18 protein-coding genes and 3 pseudogenes are annotated in these 16,819 nt (G+C 60.3%); 5 read left to right on the top strand and 16 right to left on the bottom strand.

From position 1 onward, the window contains the following. Positions 1-5 precede the first annotated feature (5 nt). The 9 genes and pseudogenes from ACOOHD_RS12430 to ACOOHD_RS12470 form a co-directional block, all read right to left on the bottom strand. On the bottom strand, positions 6-617 hold the full coding sequence (locus tag ACOOHD_RS12430; protein ID WP_420458204.1) for a hypothetical protein: 612 nt from the start codon (positions 615-617) through the stop codon (positions 6-8). A gap of 34 nt (positions 618-651) precedes the next feature. Continuing rightward, entirely contained in the window at positions 652-855 is a 204-nt protein-coding gene (locus ACOOHD_RS12435) for a helix-turn-helix domain-containing protein (RefSeq protein WP_420458205.1), read from the bottom strand. A gap of 146 nt (positions 856-1,001) precedes the next feature. Then, positions 1,002-1,331 (bottom strand): annotated as a pseudogene (locus ACOOHD_RS12440) (type II toxin-antitoxin system RelE/ParE family toxin). 109 nt (positions 1,332-1,440) lie between these two features. Beyond that, positions 1,441-1,596 (bottom strand): annotated as a pseudogene (locus ACOOHD_RS12445) (hypothetical protein); the annotation flags it as partial. 327 nt (positions 1,597-1,923) lie between these two features. After that, positions 1,924-2,025 (bottom strand): annotated as a pseudogene (locus ACOOHD_RS12450) (hypothetical protein); the annotation flags it as partial. A 283-nt stretch (positions 2,026-2,308) separates the two neighbouring features. After that, entirely contained in the window at positions 2,309-3,334 is a 1,026-nt protein-coding gene (locus ACOOHD_RS12455; RefSeq protein WP_420458206.1) for an L-rhamnose/proton symporter RhaT, read from the bottom strand. After that, the gene (locus ACOOHD_RS12460) at positions 3,334-4,743 is read right to left on the bottom strand and encodes an arabinose isomerase (RefSeq protein ID WP_420458207.1); all 1,410 of its coding nucleotides are present in this window, start codon (positions 4,741-4,743) and stop codon (positions 3,334-3,336) included. The genes ACOOHD_RS12455 and ACOOHD_RS12460 overlap by 1 nt, the downstream gene beginning before the upstream one ends. 56 nt (positions 4,744-4,799) lie before the next feature. After that, on the bottom strand, positions 4,800-5,192 hold the full coding sequence (locus ACOOHD_RS12465; RefSeq protein WP_420458208.1) for a hypothetical protein: 393 nt from the start codon (positions 5,190-5,192) through the stop codon (positions 4,800-4,802). Then, positions 5,125-5,553 carry a hypothetical protein gene (locus tag ACOOHD_RS12470; protein ID WP_420458209.1) on the bottom strand — a complete coding sequence of 143 codons (429 nt, stop codon included), beginning with the start codon at positions 5,551-5,553 and terminating at the stop codon, positions 5,125-5,127. The genes ACOOHD_RS12465 and ACOOHD_RS12470 overlap by 68 nt, the downstream gene beginning before the upstream one ends. 184 nt (positions 5,554-5,737) lie before the next feature. Here ACOOHD_RS12470 and ACOOHD_RS12475 point away from each other — a divergent pair, with 184 nt between their 5' ends. Further along, complete coding sequence (locus ACOOHD_RS12475; protein WP_420458210.1) at positions 5,738-7,336, top strand: sulfatase; 1,599 nt, start codon at positions 5,738-5,740, stop codon at positions 7,334-7,336. 9 nt (positions 7,337-7,345) lie between these two features. On the opposite strand, the gene ACOOHD_RS12480 is transcribed toward ACOOHD_RS12475, so the two are convergent. Together ACOOHD_RS12480 and ACOOHD_RS12485 are read right to left on the bottom strand one after the other, a co-directional pair. Continuing rightward, entirely contained in the window at positions 7,346-8,062 is a 717-nt protein-coding gene (locus tag ACOOHD_RS12480) for a hypothetical protein (RefSeq protein WP_420458211.1), read from the bottom strand. A gap of 14 nt (positions 8,063-8,076) precedes the next feature. After that, positions 8,077-9,705: a long-chain fatty acid--CoA ligase gene (locus ACOOHD_RS12485; RefSeq protein ID WP_420458212.1), complete on the bottom strand. Its 1,629-nt coding sequence runs from the start codon at positions 9,703-9,705 to the stop codon at positions 8,077-8,079. Positions 9,706-9,868: 163 nt separating this feature from the next. Between ACOOHD_RS12485 and ACOOHD_RS12490 the strand changes: the two genes are divergently transcribed. The 3 genes from ACOOHD_RS12490 (at position 9,869) to ACOOHD_RS12500 (ending at position 12,543) form a co-directional block, all read left to right on the top strand. Beyond that, a complete protein-coding gene (locus ACOOHD_RS12490) occupies positions 9,869-11,041 on the top strand; it encodes an ATP-binding protein (RefSeq protein ID WP_420458213.1) in 1,173 nt (390 codons plus the stop codon). A gap of 373 nt (positions 11,042-11,414) precedes the next feature. After that, positions 11,415-11,774: a hypothetical protein gene (locus tag ACOOHD_RS12495; protein ID WP_420458214.1), complete on the top strand. Its 360-nt coding sequence runs from the start codon at positions 11,415-11,417 to the stop codon at positions 11,772-11,774. Between the two features lie 127 nt (positions 11,775-11,901). After that, positions 11,902-12,543, top strand: coding sequence for an intradiol ring-cleavage dioxygenase (locus ACOOHD_RS12500; protein ID WP_420458215.1), 642 nt, complete (start codon positions 11,902-11,904; stop codon positions 12,541-12,543). A gap of 33 nt (positions 12,544-12,576) precedes the next feature. Here the strand turns inward: ACOOHD_RS12500 and ACOOHD_RS12505 are convergent, their stop codons facing one another. From ACOOHD_RS12505 to ACOOHD_RS12525, 5 genes are all read right to left on the bottom strand, one after another. Then, positions 12,577-12,858 carry a hypothetical protein gene (locus ACOOHD_RS12505; RefSeq protein ID WP_420458216.1) on the bottom strand — a complete coding sequence of 94 codons (282 nt, stop codon included), beginning with the start codon at positions 12,856-12,858 and terminating at the stop codon, positions 12,577-12,579. An 87-nt stretch (positions 12,859-12,945) separates the two neighbouring features. After that, positions 12,946-13,953: a T9SS type A sorting domain-containing protein gene (locus ACOOHD_RS12510; protein ID WP_420458217.1), complete on the bottom strand. Its 1,008-nt coding sequence runs from the start codon at positions 13,951-13,953 to the stop codon at positions 12,946-12,948. Positions 13,954-14,093: 140 nt separating this feature from the next. Continuing rightward, on the bottom strand, positions 14,094-14,381 hold the full coding sequence (locus ACOOHD_RS12515) for a transporter (RefSeq protein ID WP_420458218.1): 288 nt from the start codon (positions 14,379-14,381) through the stop codon (positions 14,094-14,096). A gap of 41 nt (positions 14,382-14,422) precedes the next feature. Further along, positions 14,423-14,896 carry a hypothetical protein gene (locus ACOOHD_RS12520; protein WP_420458219.1) on the bottom strand — a complete coding sequence of 158 codons (474 nt, stop codon included), beginning with the start codon at positions 14,894-14,896 and terminating at the stop codon, positions 14,423-14,425. Positions 14,897-14,955: 59 nt separating this feature from the next. After that, positions 14,956-15,150 (bottom strand): hypothetical protein, encoded by a 195-nt coding sequence (locus tag ACOOHD_RS12525; RefSeq protein ID WP_420458220.1) that lies wholly within the window; start codon positions 15,148-15,150, stop codon positions 14,956-14,958. 86 nt (positions 15,151-15,236) lie between these two features. On the opposite strand from ACOOHD_RS12525, the gene ACOOHD_RS12530 reads away from it, so the two are divergent. Next, a complete protein-coding gene (locus ACOOHD_RS12530; RefSeq protein ID WP_420458221.1) occupies positions 15,237-16,775 on the top strand; it encodes an arylsulfatase in 1,539 nt (512 codons plus the stop codon). Positions 16,776-16,819: the final 44 nt, after the last annotated feature.

Genomic DNA, 16,819 nt, shown 5'->3' on the forward strand with positions numbered 1-16,819 from the left:
CCCGCCTAATACTCCGGCGAGAAGCCATCCTCATCGTAGACCACCCGGCCTTCCCCTTCCTCGATCCACAGTCCATCGGGGTTGCCCTTGTTGTCGAGCATGAAGTTGGCGAAGTACATATCCGCCACACCGTCCTCGGTACGCTGGCCGGAGATGACGTGCACGAAATCAGCCGTTGACCCCACGAAATTCGTAGAGACGACGCGTACGAAGACCGAGAACTTATCGTCCTTGCCTACCACGAATCCGCCCAGCCCCTTACCCGTTTCCAGGCCGTTGTCGTAATCGACGTTGATGCGTAGTTTCTCGTTGTTTTGGTTGCTGAGCGTGAGCGCATAGTCCGAAAACTTGTAACCGGGATTGTCATCGGGCCGGTTGCTGGACACCAGGATAAAGGGAGTGCCCAGGTAGTTGCCCTCCAGGGCGGGGGGCGTCTCACCGCCGTAGATCGGCATGCCCAGTCGGCGCATCTCGTCCAGGATCACCTGTGGCACCAGCTCGGTGATGTCGTTGGTGAGGCCTTCTTTATTGACCTTGCTGGTAGGTTGGGAGTCGTCGTCTTTACTGCAGCCGGCCAGTAGCACGAGCAGTAATAGGAGGGGTACATAGTGCTTCATGGTAGGAAAGGTAGTAGAAAAATCACACAGCGCATCAGGACAGTTCGACCTCTGCCTCATCCAGCTCCACACTGAATCTAACGTTAGCTTTCAGTGCCCGAAATACTTTGAGGATCGTCTCGACAGTCACGTTTTTCGCGTTGCGCTCCAGCTTAGATATCTGAGCCTTTTGCACACCGACTAGGTCACCGAGTTGAGCCTGGGTGAGCTTTCGGTGCTTGCGAGCAGATTTGATCATCTGACCGAGTATATCCATCCGAAGTTCGGACTCATAGCGATCTCGCTTGGGCGTGCCGATTGGACCGAACTCCCTGTTTTTTAATTCGTCTAGCGTCGTCGTCTTCACTTTGCTTTAGTTTCTAGTGCTTAAGCGTATAGGCTACCTTACTCTTCAAAATATTCTTGCCTGAGGTCTTCTGCTACTATAAGTTCTCCTTTCGGGACTTTACTCGTTTTCTTAACTATTCCGTGAGTAGCCACTACTAGCACGTCCTGCTTGTTGCGTTTATCTCAGAAGGCCAACAACCTGTACTGCTGACCGCCGTAGCGCGTACGAAACTCCCAGATATCACCGGTAAGTTTTTTGAAAAGCTTAGGGTCATTTACCTGTCGCGATTTGTCCAGGTTGTAGATGATTTTCTCCCTGGCTTTCTGATCTAGCGCATATAGAAATTCAACCGCCCGTTCAAGCAATACTACATCAAATCGGTTCATGAAAGGGTGAATGCTTCGCTACTCCTCGTTGTAAGCAAAGATAAATAAAAGTTTCCATATGTGGAAACAGTCGTACGCAGATTATTTTGCGCCTTCCCAAACTGCTCACTCACAGCCGCGGATCCACTTCCTCGCTCTCCAACGCTAGTACCCCAAAAACGCTTTCGTGCACCCGCCGCAGGGGCTCCCGGCGTACGAAGCGCTCTAGAGCCTCTACGCCTAGGGCGAACTCCCGTAGGGCCAGCGAGCGCTTTTTGCCTAGTCCGCAGGGAAGCTCTGTACAGGATGCAGTGTATCCACAATGTAAAGGTCGACGGTTTCGGCAATGGACTGCTTTAGGAGAAGACGGAGGGTGTAGCGTGAATCAGTGAGTTGGCGGACGGCCAGTTCTTTTAAAAGGAGATTATAAAGGACAAGCAAATGACGACAGCCGACACGCAGCGGCTAGCCGCTCCAGACGAAGTCTACACCAACATGAACGACATCCTGCTGGCGTCCCTTCAAGATCCGGTTGTCCGCGACTTCATTCTGACTGAAGCCCTCAAGCGAATAACCTACGACTACGAAGTTGTCTACGGCATGGTCAAACATGACCAACCGAGAGGTCGAAGGACTGGAAGCGGTCCAGGTGCTTGTGCAGCAGGTAGCCGAGGTCGGTGGCGGGGGTGTAGGTGGTGGTGAGGGTGAGTAGCATAGGGCGCGTGCGCGGGTGCGGTGTCTGTAGAAGGGGCAACGCTGGTAGAGGCGGCAAAAATTTCCGTTACGGTAGGTCGGGGTAGGTTCACCACAGATGGCCTAGCGGCCACACAGAGGGTTTCACAAAGGTTTCACAGAGCCGTCGTTGTAGGGCGGCAAGGGAGGTACACAGAGGTCAGCACCTAGCGGTGCTGCGGGAGGGGTACATCATGATTGAAAATTCGACGTTACTCTGTGAGACCTCCGTGAAGCCCTCTGTCGCCTCCGTGGTGAACATATCCTCAGGCCAAGCCAATCACCACCGTACTCCCCACCAAAGTCACCAGCCCCGCCACCAAAAAGCCGATCACCCGCCGGCTACTCCCCCGCCACTCGCGCAGGTACAGCCCCCAGAGCGTGCTGAAGAGAATGATGAAGGCCATGTGCAAGGTCCAACTCGCGAAATCGTAGCGCTCGCCCAGGTAGACCACGCCCATGCCGTAGAAGAAAAACTGGAAGTACCAGGTGGCCCCGCCGAGGGCCGACCAGGCACCGTTGCGGAGGTTGGGGGTGTCGGGGGCGGTGAGGTCGGACTGGGTGCCGCGGCGCAGGAAGAGGTAGCCGCAGTAAGCTAGGTTGGTGAGTAGGCCGCCCAGGAGGATGACCACCAGGGCGACATTGTTGCGAAACAGCGGACGGGTACCGGCCGCCTCCGCCAACTCCCCCAATGGCTCGCCGGCAGCCAGGGCGAAGGCGAAGCAGGCGCTGAGCAGTCCCGATACGACGGCCACGGTGAGGCCCCGCCCGAGATCGAACTCCGCCACCGCAGCCTGCTTGGTGGCCTGGTCCTGCTCGCGCTCCTTGAGCATGCCGGCGTAGCCGCATAGTCCGATACCGGCCAGGCAGATCCCGATGCCGAGCAGCGTCTGCCGCCCACCCCCGGTGAGGAGTAGCTCGCCGAAGGTACCGGCGTAGATGGGTGGTACCAGTGTACCGAAGGCGGCGCTGAACCCCAGCGCTACAGCCATCCCCAGCGAGATACCGAGGTAGCGCATGGAAAGACCGAAGGTGAGTCCGCCGATGCCCCAGAGCAGTCCGAAGAGGAAGGCGTAAAAGAGGGTCGTGGGGGTGGCCGCAGCTAGTACCGCAAGGGGTGTCTGGGTCGTGAGTAGGGCCACTACGATGGGTACGAGGAGCCAAGCCGTCAGCCCCAGCACGAACCAACTCGCCTCCCAGGCCCATCCCTCCACCTTGCGCACCGGTAGGTAAAAGCTGCCCGCGGCGAATCCCCCGATGGCGTGAAAGACGAGTCCGAACAGCGCGCCCATCAGCAAATGGTAATCACGTCCATACCCAGCAGCGCCCCCAGTTTGCGCAGGGTGCCGCCGTAGTGCCCCAAGCCGATGGCGCAATGGTGACTCGGCCCGGCCAGGGACCACTCGTTCATAAATTCCCGGATGGGCAGCGGGAATCGGTACCGGCTGTTGGTATTACCGATCTGTAGCGTAGGGCCGGCCACGCTCTCCCCCTCGGCCAGTAGTAGGTACACCCGGCCGTGACCGTCCTCGCAGACCGAGAGCATGGTGATGGGGCCGTTAGCCACCTCCATCTGAATACTCAGTCCCTTGCCGGGCTTACCGTGGTAGACCGGCACCGGTACCAGACTGACCTCCCCGGCGGCGGTACGCGGGTGGGCCGGGCCGTCGTGACCGAGCAGGATCACCTCGTCGGTGAAGTCCATCGCGTAGAACTCCGCAAAGGAGCCGCCCGCCCCCAAGCTATCCATGATTTTCATGGCTAGGGCGTTTTTGACCTCGCACTCACCGGCTACGGGGATGCCCCGTCCGGTAAGTAGGGTCAGTCCCGGGATCACCGAGGTGATGATCCGCTTGTAGTCCGCATCGCCCGCCCCCTCGTAGTAGTAGGCCAGGGCGCCGAGCTGGTGCCGGTCTACGAAGGTGTCGAGGGCTACGGCGGTCATGGCTGCGCGTTGGAGTTCTTCTTCCCCGCAGTCCTCCGCTACAGTAAAGGCGGTATTGAATTCCTTTCGCTTGGCCTCAATCTGTGCGTTTGTAGCTTCCTCCACCCCCCGCCGCAGCTCCCCGAACTCCCGCAGCTCGAAGTGGCAGCCGAAGCGGGCGGCAAGTAGCGTCAGGTCGGCGTAGACATCCAGCATCCCATTATAGTAGTGGCCTACGACGCCCAGTCGAAGCTCGGCTAGTTCCCGCTTTACGCGGACGGCGGCCACGTACTCGCCAATCTCGGTCCAGGCCTCCGCGTCCTCCAGGTAGCCCGTCACCAGGTGCACCGGTACCCCCGCCCGCCGGAACACGGAGCTGATCTCGGGGGCCACACAGGCCTGGCAGTGCGCCAGCCATTCGCCGGTCATGCGGCCGCGGTCGCCCATGGCGTTCAGCTTGGCGTAGTCGATAGCGGCGACGGGCTGGAGGTTTAGAATCAACACGGGCGCCCCACCGCGCTGAGCTACGGGTAGTACGGTATGCGACAGCGCGTAGGTAGAGACGAACAGTACGATCAGGTCGACCCCCTCGCGGTGAAATCGATCAGCAGCTTCCCGGGCCCGTTCGGGGGTATCGACCATACCGGCATTGACCAGGTTGGGGGTGCGAAGTTTTTCGACAATGCGCTCCTGGTAGCCGAGTAGCCGGTCCCTTAGTCCGTCGAACTGCGGCCAGTAGGTGTCCAGTCCGATGGAAAAGAGGCCGAGGGTGAGCATGTGGGGAGGTGGTTGGGGTCGGATAAGGTAGGCAATCCGAGCCAGCTGGTCCCCGGTTACTGCTCCCCTTCCTTCGGTCCGTAGAAGTCGTATAGCCCCTCCTCGTCCGCGTAGCTGCTATTTTCCTCACCTCCCGGTGAGCTGACCAGCATCATTGAAAACTGGCCCTGTACGCCGATGTAACGCTGCTTTCCATCGAGGTGGGGAAAGTCATTGGCGATCTCGTTGACCATGGTGACGACCTCGGGGCGGGCGTCCTGGTCGAGGTCCTTGAGGGTGGGGATCCGCAAAAGGAGCAAAACCTTATCACCTTCTTCCCGGGTATAATACTTGAAATCTTCGGGCCCCATCTCCGGTATGATGTACTCGTCGAAATAGGCCTTAGTGTAGTAGGCTACGGAGTCGGTGGCCAGGGCGGGCTGGGCGGTCAGCTGCTCCAGGTCCGGCATCCAGCAGGGCCTCCCGTGGATCGACCTCCCAAAAGGCGCTGGCGATGCCCGAGGAGGTAAAGAAGAGGAGGATGACGGCCAGTCCGGCCCAGTGCCAGGCGGGGCGGCTCGCCTCCCCCTGCTTTTCCTCGTACTTCCGCCGCAGCTCCGGACTGAACTCCTTCTTGCGCAGCGTGCGCAGGCAGTGGGTGCACTCGGCCACCGCTACCTTCCCGACGGGAAAGAGTGGGATCCAGAACAGGTGGGCGTAGCGACCGAAGACGGCCATGCGCTGAGTACCCCGCTGGTGGCAGTGGGCGCATTCGGCCTGGAGGACGGTGAATTCGCCGATGGTGGTGGCGCGGGTGCCGTAGATGAGCATCGGGGGGTGGGTGTTGTTAGTGTATGTAGAGAGTGTATAGGGTCAGTGAAGATAGCACGAGTAGAACAGCATTTCAGCGCTTGAGATTCTACGGCCCTACCGGCTCCCGGCATCCCTGCCGGGTCGGACTCGATCACGATAAGGAACCGCGGCTAGTAACCAACAACTCCCGTATTTTCACCCCATGCCACGCTACCTCCTCCCCGCCACCTTATTTCTCTTTCTGCTCACCCAGTGCGCTTCGGCCCCCTCCACCGACTCCGCACCTGCGGACGCGCCCGCTCAGAGACCCAACATCCTCTTCATCATGAGCGACGATCACGCCCAGCGGGCCATCTCGGCCTATACCGACGAGCTGATCGAAACGCCTAACCTGGACCGGATCGCCGACGGGGGTATGCTCTTCCGCAATAGCTTCGTGACCAACTCGATCTGCGCGCCGAGCCGGGCGGCCATCCTAACCGGGAAATACAGCCACATCAATGGCAAGATCGACAACCTGAGCCCCTTTAATCCCGACCAGTGGACCTTCCCCGAGGCGCTGCACGAAGCCGGCTACCGCACCGCGCTGATCGGCAAGCACCACCTGCAGGCCGTGCCGCGGGGCTTCGATGAGTTCCGCGGACTGATCGGGCAGGGGGAATACTGGCAGCCCACCTTCGTGCACAACGGCGATACGCTGCCGGAGGAAAGCGGCTACACCACCACCATCATCACCGACTACGCACTGGAGGAACTGAAAAGGAACGCCGCCGGCGACCAGCCCTTCATGATGCTCTACTGGCACAAGGCCCCCCACCGCAACTGGATGCCGGATACCGCCGACCTGCCGGGACTGCTCGACCAGCGCTACCCCGAGCCCGCCACCCTGCGCGACGACTACGCCGGCCGGCCCCGCGCCGCCCACGCCGATATGCGCATCGCCGACATGTTTACTAGCACCGACCTGAAGGTGAGCGGCGACTACCAAAATCCCGACCCGGGTACCGGCGGGGCCACCTTCATTACGGACCCGAAGTGGGACAACATCACCAACTTCAACTACATGATGGGCCGACTGAGCCCGGAAGTACGGGCCGCCTACGCCCCCTTCCTCGCCGAGATCGGTAAGCAATGGCAGGCGGTAAAGGGCACCGACCAGGAACTCAGCTGGCGCTACCAGCGCTATATGCAGGATTACCTGGCAAGCGTCAAGAGCGTCGACGACAACGTGGGCCGCGTACTGGACTACCTTGATGAGAGCGGACTGGCCGAAAACACCATCGTCATCTACACCAGCGACCAGGGCTTCTACCTCGGCGAGCACGGCTGGTACGACAAGCGCTTCATGTACGAGGAGAGCCACCGTACGCCGCTCATGATCCGCTATCCGTCACTGATCGAGGCCGGCAGTACGGCGGAGGAACTCGTGCTGAATATCGACCTGGCTCCCACTCTACTGGAGCTGGCGGGGTCGCAGGTGCCCACTGAATTGCAGGGGCGCAGTCTCGTCCCCATACTCCGTGGCGAAACCCTACCGGACTGGCGCGACGCCGTCTACTACCGCTACTACCAGCAGATGAACAGCTACCACCGCGTGGCCCGCCACGAGGGGGTGCGCGACGAGCGGTACAAGCTGATCCACTTTACGGAGCCGGGGTACGAAGGCTACGAACTTTACGACCTCCAGGACGACCCTACGGAGGTTGAGAATCGCATCGACGACGAGGCGCTGGCGGCGGTGCAGGAGCGGCTGATAGAAAAACTTGCCGCGCTGCGGGAGGAGCTGGGGGTAGAGGATTGATGCTTTCTGCTAGGTAGCCGCCAGCAGTAAAGCGTATACGCCCACGCCGGCCACGAAGGCGGGTAGGCTGCTGCGCCGCTCCTCGGGCAGTTCCTCCTTAAGGACGTTCATGATCACTCCCCCGCCCACGAAACTGAAGATGGCGGCCAGGTAGATCTGGGGCAGGTCGGTGATGCGTCCGACGCCCCACCCCGCCAGCAGGGCCACAATCAGGAGCCAGCGTCCCCTGCGGCTATATCGCTGTTTATAGTGGTCGTAAAGGCCGTAGTCGGTCACCGCGAAGTGGAACGTCATGGCCACGGTGTAGTACAGCAGGCGCAGGTCGTTGGCCTCGTAGCCCCGGGGCAGCAGGTAGCCGATGATGAAGTTGTATACCATAAAGGAGAAGACGTGCAGCCAGAAGACGTGTACGGCATACTCCCGGTGGTCGTTGTCCGGTTCGCGGTCCGACTGCTGCGAGCGTTTCGCGGTCCGCTCCAGGGCGTAGAAGACCACGAGCCCCAGCAGCGCGAAACTATAGACGTGGTGCTTCATCCAGCCCAGGGCCCCGGTGGTCTGGAAGACGGTCTGGTAGTCGGCCACCTGCGGCAGCACCTGCAGGAACACGTAGGTGACCGACATACCCCCCGCGAAGGACAGCCAGCGGCTGCGCGGCACGGTCTGTAGGGAGAGCCGGCCGACTCCGAGGTGGACGAGGATGAAGAGGGCGATGGCGGCAAGGTGCATGATCGAGCCTGCTACTACCGCAATTCCCCCGCCGCGTACCGCCGCCTAATCTCCTTCTTGTCGAACTTACCTACGCTGGTTTTGGGCACCTCCGGTAGGAACACGAAGTCCCGCGGAATCTGGTAGCTCACGAAGTCGCGGGCCAGCAGGTCGGTGAGCTCCGCCTCCGGCACCGTATCGCCCTCTTCCAGCAGCACCACCGTGGCCAGCGGCCGCTCGATCCACTTGGCGTCGGGGATGGCAACGACGGCTGCTTCCTTCACTCGCGGGTGGGCCATAAGGGCGGATTCCAGGGCCACGCTCGAAATCCATTCCCCGCCGGATTTGATAAGGTCCTTCGTGCGGTCCCTAATCTCCATGTAGCCGTCCTCGTCGATGGTGCTTACGTCGCCGGTGCGGAACCAGCCGTCCTTCGTGAAGCTTTCCTTGTTATTGGTTTTGAAGTAGGCGCTGATCACCCAGGCGCCGCGGATCTGGAGCTCGCCCATCGTCTGCCCGTCGCGCGGTACCGGCGTACCGTCCTCACCTACCACGCGTAGCTCTACCCCGGGAAAGGCGATGCCCTGCTTGGCGCGCAGGTCGAACTGCTCCTCCTCCGGCAGCTCGGCGTGCTTGGTCTGTAGCCGGCTTACGGTGCCCAGCGGGGAGGTCTCCGTCATGCCCCAGGCCTGTACTCCCCGGATACCGAAGTCTTTCTCCATGCCTACGATGAGGCTCTTCGGTAGCGCCGAACCACCGACCAGGTATTCTTCCAGGGCCAGGGGCTCGGCCGGCGGATTCTTTTTCAGTTCCTGGTACACCCCGAGCCAGATGGTAGGTACGCCATTGGCCTTCGTGACCCATTCGTATTGCAAAATCTTTACGATGGCTGCCGGTTGCAGATTGGACGATGGCATCACCATATCCGCCCCCGCCAGCAGGCAGAGGTAGGGAAAGCCCCAGGCCATCACGTGGAATTGCGGCACGATCAGCAGCACCACGTCGTTGGCTCCGATGCCGGCCGCATTCGGGGCCATGAGGGCCGTAGCGTGCAGATAGGTAGAGCGGTGGGAGTAGAGCACGCCCTTGGGCATACCGGTCGTACCGCTAGTGTAGCACATGCCGCAGGCTTCGTTCTCGTCGAGCTTCGGCCAGTCGTACTCGTCGGGCTGCTCGGCCAGCAGGTCTTCGTAGTGGAGGGTATTGGGGAGCGTAGTCTGGAAGTCGGCCGGGGCGTAGAGCAGGACGTAGTGCCGTACGGTCTCCAGCTCGGGGGCAATCCGTTCCAGCAGCGGCACTAGGGTGGCATCGACGAAGATCACCTTGTCCTCCGAATGGTTGATGATGTAGGCGATCTGCTGGGCGGAGAGCCGGATATTGATCGTGTGGCACACCGCCCCGATGCCGGAGATTCCGTAGTACAGCTCCACGTGCGGCCCGTGGTTCCAGGCGAAGGTGCCGACTGTGTCTCCGCGGGTGATGCTGAGCCGGTCCTCCAGGGCGTTGGCCAGTTGCTTCGTGCGCAGGTACATCTCCCCGAAGGTGTAGGCGTGGCGCGACCCGTCGGGCAGGTGGGAGATAATCCGCTTGTGGTGAAACACCCGGTTGCCGTATTCCAGGATGGCGTTGGTGGTGAGGGGGTAGTGCTGAATGAGGCCTTGCATGCGCGGGGGTGTAGGGTTGATCTGGCGATCAATGTAGGTAAAGCAGGTGTGATAGTGGAAAGAGCGTGTCGAGCTAGGGCCACATCTAGGCAAAGTCCGCAGATTTACAAGTGAACCGTCTGCAAATTTTGTAAAGTCCGCCTATTTTCATCAAATTTGCAGGATGTCTACTAACTACATTGCACGAAATCTACCAGACCACTTACGGGAAATAGGAAAATTCTTCCCCATTATCTCGCTCACCGGACCTCGTCAGGCGGGTAAAACAACGCTTCTGCGGGAGCATTTTGCTGACTACGATTATATCAATCTAGAGGACCCCCTGTACAGAGATCAGCTTACGGAAGATCCTCGTGCTTTTCTAGAACGTCACAGCCACGGCGTGATCTTTGACGAGGCGCAAAACTCCCCCGATCTGTTTAGCTATCTACAGCTAGCGGTGGACGAGGACCGGCAGCCCGCGCGCTTCGTGGTCAGTGGCTCCCAAAATTTCCTACTCAATAAGCGCATCACTCAATCATTAGCGGGTCGCGTAGCGATCACCCGTCTCCTACCACTTGATCTAAGCGAGCTGAATGCCGCCGACCGCCGCCCCGCCTCGCCGGCCGAGGCCATCTTTTCTGGCTTCTACCCCGATGCGGTAGTGAAGGCCGCCCCGCCGGCCTACTTTTATCCCTCCTACATCGGCAGCTACCTGGAGCGTGACGTGGAAGGCTTCGTAGCCGCCCGCAATATGGTCACCTTTCGGCTATTCATGAAGGTTTGTGCGGGCTTCGCCGGTCAGACCGTCAACTACGGCAACATCGCCAAAACTGTAGGTATAAGTGCGGCGACCGTCAAGGAATGGCTCAGTATTCTAGAGATGAGCTACATCTTGTTCCAGGTACCGCCCTACTTCACTAACTTCAAAAAACGCCTGGCAAAGACGCCTAAACTCTACTTCTATGATACGGGCTTACTGTGCTACCTACTAGAACTAGCGTCCGTGGAAGAGCTACAATCCTCCGCCAGCTACGGTGCCCTATTTGAAAACATCATCATCGCCGATCACTTTAAATCCTACTTCCACCGCGGCTGGGATACGAACCGCTTATACCACTACCGCGACGGTCAGCAGACGGAAGTTGACCTAGTGAAAAGTCGTGCAAACCGCCTTACCCTAACGGAGATCAAAAGCACCACGACCTACCGCAGCAAACTGACCAAGACCCTTCGTCAGGTAGCTGCTGCCTCCGAGGTACCTACCGAGTTGGAACTGGTGTATGGGGGGGAGGAAACCTTTGCGTCGGATGGGGTACGGGTGTTGCCCTGGCATGCTTCGGTCGCGCCTGCGTAGCAGCATGCAGCACTCCTACCGCAGAGGGCGAGGTACCGGCAGATTTTACCGTTACCCCCGGCGTGTCCCGGAAGATGGCCTCGGCGGTACGGCTACGCCATTCGTTGCGGCTTCAGATGAAGAGTAAGTGTTGCATGGGGGCGGGGACGCAAGTGCAAGGTAACTAGAAAGGCCGCCCTATTGGGGCGCAGGTATCCGGGGGCTCTTTCCCTCCGGACGAAGTAGCCCGTAAGCCCTACCTTAAATGCTCGAGCGACGGGCCTTCCCCGGATTCGCTGCCGTGCTTACTACGCCACTTACCCTAGCTACCAGCCTACCCCCCACTTGGCGTGCCGATACCTGCCGGTGGGATCCGGCTCATACGTACCAAGCTATGACTCTCGCTATTCCACGCATTTCCATTTCCTACCCTTATATCCTAGCCCTAGCAGCATCCCTGAGCCTGATCGGGATGCTGCAGGATATACTCCATGCCCTCATACGGGGATATACCTACTATACTTCGGAGTCCCTTCTATTCAGCTCGTTCTGGTCGCTCTTCCCCCTTATCTTTCTGGGGCAACGGGCTATCTTTTCCCGACCGGAAATGGTCATAAAAGGATACGCCCGGCACTGGTTGCTCGCTACTGTTTGCTGCGCCAGCCTACACCTATTGCTGTTCCCCGCCGTGGTACACTTGGGGTCCGCCCTATTCCTGGACTACTGCTGGAGGGCGGTGACGTACTGCGACTAAGCCGGCACTACCGGGAAAAGTTCCTGGCCGTGTGGTCCCCGCCACGGCTTGGCGAGTAAAGTCCTCGGCTTGGCACAGTGGATCGCTAAGGCACTGATTATGAGCCTACTTTGTCAATAAAAAAGTAATGCGTCATTTCATATTAGCGACCTGGGTGATCCTACAACTAAGCCTGGTGAGCTGTCATGGGCAGTCTGCCGCGGCAGATCCCGAGATCGGCGGCCCCTTCGAAGACCGCGAATTTTTCGGGATCGGTATGCCGGAAACGGTTGATGCCGTCGACACCTGCGCCGCCTGGTACGGTGGAGGGCAACGGCTGATCGTGACCGGTCGCATACTACGGGCCGACGGGCGTACGCCGGCACCAGATGTGATCCTCTACTATTACCATACCGATAGTAGCGGCCACTACCCCGGCGGCGCGGGACTAGACCCCCGCGTCGTGCGCCACGGCAAGTTGCGGGGGTGGGTGAAGTCCGACGCGGCGGGCAATTACGCGATCTATACCATGCGGCCCGGAACCTACCCCGATAGAAGTATACCGGCACATATTCACCCCGCGGTGTGGGAGCCCGGGCTGCCGCAGCCGTACTACCTCGATGACTTCGTGTTTGCCGACGACCCCCTGCTCACTCCCCAGTACCGGGAGGCCGCGGCAGATCGCGGGGGTAGCGGAATTCTACACACCGTAAGGGAGGGTAGAGTGCTGGTGGCACGGCGCGATATCGTACTGGGATTACACATTCCCGGATACCCCGCAGATCGGTGATTGTTAAGCCGCAGCGATCAGTGGCGTGGTATCCTACTCCTCCAGCGGCCGCAGTACCCGCCGGTAGCTCCCGCCCTCAGGGGTGTAGGTTACCAATTCCCCGTTCGCACCGCTAATCAGTAGCCTACCACAGTCGGTGCACTCGTAGCACGTTTTAAAGTGCCACTGCCGGCGCAGTCGCATGCAGGCGGCGGCCCGGTCGTGCGGCGTCCAGCCGGGTTGCTCAATGGCCGCGTCGACGGCATTCCAAAAATCATCCCACTGGGTATCGGGTAGAAGGTGGCCCTTATGGGGTAGGGCGTCGGTCTGGTCCACCAGCAAGTGACCGCACGGGCAGCGCAATTTGATAACTGAATTGATTTATCGGATGAATTGTCTCAAGATATAACTACCTACAGTGAATTACTCCCGCACCCCCCGCACCACCGACTGCCGCCCCGCACCATCCGTAAGGACGAAAAAGTACACCCCCGGTGCCAGCACCCCCAGCTCCAGTCGGTCCAGTGCACTTCCCTCCCGCGTATACATCACCCGCCCCGCTACGTCCCGTACCTCCACCCGCCGCAGCGGTACGCTACTAGCCGTGAACCGTACCTCCCCCCGAAACGGATTAGGATAAATACCTACTGCATCATCGATCGCTAGGGCAGGCAGTGAGGTACGCAGCCGGTACTCCGTCAGCACTGAATCACAGTCCACGCCCAGCAAATGGTAATCGCGTAGGGAGTCGCTGTAGCACGTCAGCCGGCCGGGAGTGAAGGGCATGATGTAACTGATCGCATTCGTGAAGCCAAGCATGGTCTCGTGGCCAAGCCCGCCTACGCTTTCGAGAATCTGCCCCGGTACGCTGTCATATAGATCAATTATGCCCTGAAATCCCCACTGATCGATCTCCCGGTCCACGTCGCGGAGATAGGATACATACTGTACCCGCAGACTATCCTTTCCCACCAGCCGCAGTTGCACCGAGTCGATCCGGTAGGCAAAGTCACTTATTATTAAATTAGAGGCCGGCATGAAGAAACCCCGAAACGGTTCGTCCACCACCCGCACCGTATCCCCTACCCCGGCAGAGTAGTCAAATATTAGTCGAAAAGAATCCTTGACGTACACGTATACGCTGTCCCCCGCCGTATGCACGACCTCCTGCCGTACCCCTTCTTCACTTTCCCGCCCGTCGGCATACACCTCTCTAAGCTGGATGATCCGACTATCCCATCCATCCACTACCGTATCCTTATTCACGGTATACACATAGGCTACCGGTAAATAGCCGTTGCCCTCAGTCACGAAGTTGAAGTAGGTCCACTGGGCACCAAGGGGGGCGAATACCTGAGCGAAGAGGGCGGGGCCGCAGGTGCAGGCTAATAGGAGGGTGGTAAGTAGAAGTCTGAAATACTGGAAGTTCATTGTGGTACGGTCTATAGATCGACAGATGAGGACAGGCCCTTAAAGATCGCACATTCAGCGCACAGTATTACTGCCTCGCTACTACCACCGGTTAAATTAGGGGTTATTTAGCCACAATCCACGGCTAGATTAGGGGTTATTTAGCCGAAGGAGGACAGGTCGGCACCGTCGATGTCGCCGATACGCTGGTAGGAGAGCCGGCCCGATACGCTGACCCAGTCCGTGGCCCGGTAGGCCATCCAGAGGTGGTAGTTGAACTGGTTGCCGAAGCGGTAGTCGGCCGCATTGTCGTACAGGTGAACCCGGTACCGCAGCTGCCCCCCGTAGCTGTAGCGGTCTGCCTGCCCCAGCGCAGTGAGTCCCACAAAGGGATCTACCGTGCCACTGCCGAGTTGCATGGGGTAGACCAGTGCATTGTCAGGGCCCATGGGCGTGGCGTCGCGCTCGTCGATGCTACCAGTAGGTAGGCTTACCCCACGGTAACATGCAGGCTGCGACGGTCCTTGGTGATCAACTTAATCAGCGCAGAGACGCTCACGTCACCCAGGCCACCGCTCGCGGTGGTAAAGTCTACGCCCATCCAGGTGTGTAGGTCCATCCGGTTGTCGAGGTAGGGCACCATAGCCATGAGCGTTAAGCGGTCAGATAGACTATACATCGCTCCCAGCATGTGCATCTGCATGCGCATGTGGCGGGGCACGACCGGGTAGCGCTCAAGCACGACGTCGATGCTGACGGGGTCGTCTCCTTCGAGTAGACCGTTCATCTCCATAGTCATGAAGCGGTAGGATAACATGAGGTCGCCGCGGCCGTGAAGGTGGTCACCCAGCACGCCGATAGGGGCGTGGCCGTCGGGGCGGGCGCTGGTCCGGAAGTCGGTTTGGGAAAGTAGGGGGAAGCTGCCCAGCACGAGGGTCCCGAGTAGCAAAATAAGGGTACGCATGGGTAAGGGGAATTAGGGGGTTGCCATTCCACTATCATTTGCACCCGCGGCCCCGCCCACTAAGAGACGGGTTGGTGTACCTCCTCCGTAGCGCGGTTGACGCAGAAGCGGGCCGTGAACGACTCCGCCGCCAGGGTACGCCACGCCAGGGTAATACCGAAGCCGGCCGACTGCAGGAGCAGTAGACTGAGCAGCAGCAGCAGGCTGGTGAGGGGGGTGGCGCATGGGGCGAAAGTACTGCTACCGCCTGCCACCACACGGTGGTAGTGTCGTTCGTGCCGTCAACACACTTTTGGGTGTCTTTGTGGCCTAATTCACCGCCTGTACCCTACCTTCCGTCATGTTTCGCTCGCTGCTGTGTGGTTGCTGCTTGTTACTACTGGGCTGTACCGCCCGGACACCAATCCTGACCACCCCCCCCAACATCGTCATCATCCTAGCCGACGATATGGGCTACTCCGATATCGGCTGCTACGGCGGCGAGATCGCCACCCCCCACCTCGACCGGCTAGCGGCAAACGGCCTAAAGTTCCGCCACTTCTACAACGCCGCCCGCTGCTGCCCCACCCGCGCCGCCCTACTCACCGGGCAGTACCCCCACACGGCCGGCATGGGGGGAATGGTGAGCCCGGTAGGAAGCAACCCGCCCGCGGGCCCCTACCAGGGCTACCTGCGCCCCGACGTACCCACCCTCGCCGAGCGGCTGCGGGATCTAGGGTACCGCACCTACATGTCCGGCAAATGGCACGTAGGCGAGGAGCCGGCGCACTGGCCCACCCGCCGGGGCTTCGACCGCTACTTCGGCCTCATCAGCGGGGCCAGCAGTTACTACACCCTGCGCACCGACCAGGACCGGCTGCGGCAGATGGCCCTCGATAGCCTTTCCTGGACCCCGCCCGACAGCGGCTTCTACGCTACGGATGCCTACACCGATTTTGCCGTCGAGCGGGTGCGGGAGCACGACCCCAGCGATCCCTTCTTTTTGTACCTGGCCTTCACCGCCCCCCACTGGCCGCTGCACGTGCCGGAGGAGAGTGTGGAGCCCTACTACGATCGCTACGCCGCCGGCTGGGATAGCCTGCGCCAGGAGCGCTACGGCCAGATGCAGTCGCTCGGCGTGATCGACACGACCTACACCCTACCCCCGATGGATGAGGATACCCCCGCCTGGCAAGCCGTGCGCGACAGCCACGACTGGCAGCGCCGCATGGAGGTCTACGCCGGTATGGTGAGCCGGATGGACGCCGGTATCGGTCGGCTCGTGGAGGCGCTGGAGGCCAGCGGCCAGCTCAATAACACCCTGTTATTCTTCCTCAGCGACAACGGCGGCTCCCCGGAGGTCATCGACGGGCGGGGCCTGCACCGGGCGGGCACTCCCATCGGCCAGCCCGGCAGCTACCTGGCCTACGACCGGCCCTGGAGCCAGCTCAGCAACGTGCCCTACCGCAAGTACAAGGCCTGGGTCGACGAGGGCGGCATCGCCACCCCCCTAATCGTGCACTGGCCGGCGGGGCTGGACGGACAGACCGGCTGGCGCGATACCTACGGTCACGTGATTGACCTGCTACCCACCTGTCTGGCGGCCGCGGGGGAAGGGGGCGGGGTCGCAGGTGCAACGCTTCCGGGGCAGGACCTATTCCGCCTACTCGACGCGGCAGCGTCGGCCGACTCACGGCCCCTCTTCTGGGAGCACCAGGGGCAGCAGGCGGTGCGGCGGGGGCGGTGGAAGCTGAGTCGGACGGCGCCGGAGTTGCCGTGGCGGCTGTTCGATCTGGCGGCCGATCCGACCGAGGTACGGGATGTGGCGGAACTGCATCCGGTCACTGTGCGGGAACTTGCGGCGGTGTACGAATCATGGGGTAAAGAAGTTGGTATTTGACATTACAACACTGCAACCCATTGATTTTAGGCACCCATAAGATT

Origin of the sequence: Neolewinella sp. (assembly GCF_965214665.1) — a bacterium.
Taxonomy (GTDB): Bacteria; Bacteroidota; Bacteroidia; order Chitinophagales; family Saprospiraceae; genus Neolewinella.

What these genes read in the sequence shown, in the direction of transcription:
- ACOOHD_RS12490 (WP_420458213.1), top strand. Translation starts at nt 9,869, where the DNA reads ATGTCTACTAACTACATTGCACGAAATCTACCAGACCACTTACGGGAA.
- ACOOHD_RS12455 (WP_420458206.1), bottom strand. Translation starts at nt 3,334, where the DNA reads ATGGGCGCGCTGTTCGGACTCGTCTTTCACGCCATCGGGGGATTCGCC.
- ACOOHD_RS12510 (WP_420458217.1), bottom strand. Translation starts at nt 13,953, where the DNA reads ATGAACTTCCAGTATTTCAGACTTCTACTTACCACCCTCCTATTAGCC.
- ACOOHD_RS12480 (WP_420458211.1), bottom strand. Translation starts at nt 8,062, where the DNA reads ATGCACCTTGCCGCCATCGCCCTCTTCATCCTCGTCCACCTCGGAGTC.
- ACOOHD_RS12430 (WP_420458204.1), bottom strand. Translation starts at nt 617, where the DNA reads ATGAAGCACTATGTACCCCTCCTATTACTGCTCGTGCTACTGGCCGGC.
- ACOOHD_RS12500 (WP_420458215.1), top strand. Translation starts at nt 11,902, where the DNA reads ATGCGTCATTTCATATTAGCGACCTGGGTGATCCTACAACTAAGCCTG.
- ACOOHD_RS12495 (WP_420458214.1), top strand. Translation starts at nt 11,415, where the DNA reads ATGACTCTCGCTATTCCACGCATTTCCATTTCCTACCCTTATATCCTA.
- ACOOHD_RS12515 (WP_420458218.1), bottom strand. Translation starts at nt 14,381, where the DNA reads ATGGGCCCTGACAATGCACTGGTCTACCCCATGCAACTCGGCAGTGGC.
- ACOOHD_RS12435 (WP_420458205.1), bottom strand. Translation starts at nt 855, where the DNA reads ATGATCAAATCTGCTCGCAAGCACCGAAAGCTCACCCAGGCTCAACTC.
- ACOOHD_RS12485 (WP_420458212.1), bottom strand. Translation starts at nt 9,705, where the DNA reads ATGCAAGGCCTCATTCAGCACTACCCCCTCACCACCAACGCCATCCTG.
- ACOOHD_RS12470 (WP_420458209.1), bottom strand. Translation starts at nt 5,553, where the DNA reads ATGCTCATCTACGGCACCCGCGCCACCACCATCGGCGAATTCACCGTC.
- ACOOHD_RS12465 (WP_420458208.1), bottom strand. Translation starts at nt 5,192, where the DNA reads ATGCCGGACCTGGAGCAGCTGACCGCCCAGCCCGCCCTGGCCACCGAC.
- ACOOHD_RS12530 (WP_420458221.1), top strand. Translation starts at nt 15,237, where the DNA reads ATGTTTCGCTCGCTGCTGTGTGGTTGCTGCTTGTTACTACTGGGCTGT.
- ACOOHD_RS12460 (WP_420458207.1), bottom strand. Translation starts at nt 4,743, where the DNA reads ATGCTCACCCTCGGCCTCTTTTCCATCGGACTGGACACCTACTGGCCG.
- ACOOHD_RS12520 (WP_420458219.1), bottom strand. Translation starts at nt 14,896, where the DNA reads ATGCGTACCCTTATTTTGCTACTCGGGACCCTCGTGCTGGGCAGCTTC.
- ACOOHD_RS12475 (WP_420458210.1), top strand. Translation starts at nt 5,738, where the DNA reads ATGCCACGCTACCTCCTCCCCGCCACCTTATTTCTCTTTCTGCTCACC.